3 protein-coding genes are annotated in these 2,759 nt (G+C 42.2%); all 3 read right to left on the bottom strand.

The window, feature by feature from the left end; all coding sequences use genetic code 11:
* Positions 1-49 precede the first annotated feature (49 nt).
* A complete protein-coding gene (locus HWQ58_RS19625) occupies positions 50-643 on the bottom strand; it encodes a hypothetical protein (protein ID WP_292866185.1) in 594 nt (197 codons plus the stop codon).
* 54 nt (positions 644-697) lie between these two features.
* Positions 698-1,474: a methyltransferase domain-containing protein gene (locus tag HWQ58_RS19630; RefSeq protein ID WP_292866188.1), complete on the bottom strand. Its 777-nt coding sequence runs from the start codon at positions 1,472-1,474 to the stop codon at positions 698-700.
* Positions 1,475-1,546: 72 nt separating this feature from the next.
* Positions 1,547-2,512 carry a trypsin-like peptidase domain-containing protein gene (locus HWQ58_RS19635; protein WP_292866191.1) on the bottom strand — a complete coding sequence of 322 codons (966 nt, stop codon included), beginning with the start codon at positions 2,510-2,512 and terminating at the stop codon, positions 1,547-1,549.
* Positions 2,513-2,759 lie beyond the last annotated feature (247 nt).

A 2,759-nucleotide genomic window follows, 5' to 3' on the forward strand; every position in this document is an offset into this window, starting at 1 on the left:
AACTTCTCGCTGTGCTTGAGTCTCAAGCTCTTAAATACTAATTAGATAGTCAGGGCTGTAACCCTATCTTGTTGTTAATAGTGGTTTGGATACTGCATAAAGCTGGACTTGTACTAAAGTTGCAAGTGTAGGTTGCCAAGGGTTCTTTTTGATAATTAAATACCCGGACGTTGTAACCAAAGTTCCGTGCAGCGCTACCCAAGCGATTTACGAAGTCGTAGCGCTGTATATCGTCTAGTAAGCTCCAAATTTGCTGATTCACGATCAAGTCTACTCGTGCAGGTTCTTTGTTAGAAGCTGGATATGCGATCCAATTATCCAATAGCTTTTTCTCAGAATTTTGTTGTGCCCACCATAAACTGGGAACGGTTAATCGTTCTGGATGAATGGTGGTAGCTGTGATTATATAGTCTTTTGGCTTGGTCAATAAGTCTAGTTCTAAAGGCGCACTAGAAGGCGACGGGATTGAGGGGGTTTGTGCTAGTGAAGGCGGGACTAGTAAAGTGGTGAGGCTAAGAGTTAGTAGTAATGAAAATGATGTCTGGCGATGGCTGCGCCAACGCCTGCCGTAGGATGCCCGTTCGCGTAGCGTCTCCTTTAGGAGAAGGGCTGTAGGGCGATCGCATAATTTAGGTATATACATAACTGATACTAATTCATAATTCGTCATCAAGACACAAGTTAAAATTCGCACAAATTAAAGTTTAATAGCAACGATGCGAATTCTTCGATAATCTGCTGTCCAAGTTCCTTGTTGATATAGTGTTGGCTTCAGATATTCCTCAACGACGGAAATTATTTGTATTTGTTGCTCAAGTGAAAGTCCTGCTAAAAAAGGGCTGGCGAACATTTTAATCCAGTTTGCGATGCCAGCTTCTCCCTCTGCTAGGGGAGTTGGGCGAGGAAACAGGATAGCATAAATGACATCAAAGCCTTGCTGTTCTAGTAGGCTGCTGTATTCGCCAATACTGGGGTAATACCAAGGATTCTCTACTTGTGCCTGAGGGATACCAATGGACTCTAAAGCACTGTATAAAGCTGTGGCGATCGCCTTTATATTTCCCTTACCACCAAATTCTGCAACAAAACGCCCTCCGGGTTTTAGGGATTGATGTATGGAAGCGATCGCACTATCTGCTTCTTTCACCCAATGCAATACAGCGTTGGAAAATACAGCATCTAATGGCTTATCTACTTGAAAGTTCCTAGCATCAGCAATATCAAAGCGGATATGGGGATAGTTTTGTCTGGCCTTTTCGATCATCGCGGGTGCATAATCAACCCCCATAACTTCAGCACCAGCTTGGGCAATTTTTTCTGTGAGTTGTCCAGTCCCACAGCCAAGATCCAAAATGGATTCTCCTGGCTGAGGGTTTAGTAATTTCAGTAAGTCTTCGCCATACTGCCAGACAAAGGCGTGTTTATCTTCGTAAAGGGAAGTGTCCCAATTATTGCTTGTCGAAATATTATTCATAATGTAGGGTTTTATGGTGTGTAGAGACTAGCAATTGCAACATCTCTACATTAAATTACAGCGATCGCTGGTTTACTTTCTACCAGTCAACTTATCTAAGAAATCCATTTTTACTGCAAAGTTGATAATATCTTGCCCTGTGCTAGGGATTGTAACTTCACCGTTATTTAGGGCGACAATATAGGGCATACCGTCAATCCAATCAATGATTGGCCCGCCGGAAGCGCCGCCTGCGGTAGCGCAATCATGAAGTAAAAGATTTGATTCTTCACCAACAATACTGCAATTATCTTCATAACCCGCAGTCCATCCCTTACCGGCGGTGTAGGATTCATAGCCTTCTTTGGTGGGATCTGGGTAGTCACCAGAGTAACCAACAAAGAATAATTTATCTTGCTTTTGTTTAATCAAAGTAGAACTAGGTACAGACTTCCATCCTAAACGACCATATTTGCGGGCTAGGGGCTGATTAATTCTGATTAATGCCCAGTCTTTGCTTTGATTTTTGACGTTATCGAAACCACCATTCTTGAAATCTGTACCGTACCACACATTTTTTGTAACATTCTGTACTTTGGCAATATCTTCTTGACTCTGGAGTTTGCCATTAATAACATTGGGTATAAACCGAAGTTCTTTACTGAGTTGATGAGTCTCAGTATCAATTACACAGTGAGCATTGGTTAAAACAATATCATCAGCAATTAATGTGCCCGTGCAATAATAGCTTTTAGCGTCAGCTGTTGTTCCTTGCACTCGTCCGATCGCTGACCAAGGATAATATCTACTTAGCATAGGCATACGGTTATCTATGCCTCTGGGGATACCGCGATCGCCTTCATAAGGTTTTTCCGACTGTTCGAGATCAGCCGGTTTAAAGGGTTTACCATCCCCTACCAAATTCAGCTGTTCTGTATTTGGCGATATCGGTGATTCTGTTTCTGCTTGGACTGATATCCAACCACCTAAAGTGGTAAAAATTACAATTCCGGCGATAAAGAAAGCAAGCAGTTGTTTGTAAATAGACGGTTTACGCATTGATTTTACTCCTGAATTCAAAGTGAAAATTTGATATTTGATCTCTCTCCTGCGAGGAGATAGGCTTTAAATTGCCTCTTTTTCCAGTTCCCTCTCCTAAAAGGCTACGGTGTACACACAAGTCTGAAGTTGTTTAAGAATCTGGGTTTTACCCCACCCTAACCACTGCTTGAATTCAATAAACGACCGCCCGAATTCAATAAACGACCGCCCGAATTCAATAAACGACCGCCCGAATTCAATAAAC

This window comes from Nostoc sp. LPT (assembly GCF_017115165.1).
In the GTDB taxonomy this organism is placed as follows: domain Bacteria; phylum Cyanobacteriota; class Cyanobacteriia; order Cyanobacteriales; family Nostocaceae; genus Nostoc.

What these genes read in the sequence shown, in the direction of transcription:
- HWQ58_RS19625 (WP_292866185.1), bottom strand. Translation starts at nt 643, where the DNA reads ATGTATATACCTAAATTATGCGATCGCCCTACAGCCCTTCTCCTAAAG.
- HWQ58_RS19630 (WP_292866188.1), bottom strand. Translation starts at nt 1,474, where the DNA reads ATGAATAATATTTCGACAAGCAATAATTGGGACACTTCCCTTTACGAA.
- HWQ58_RS19635 (WP_292866191.1), bottom strand. Translation starts at nt 2,512, where the DNA reads ATGCGTAAACCGTCTATTTACAAACAACTGCTTGCTTTCTTTATCGCC.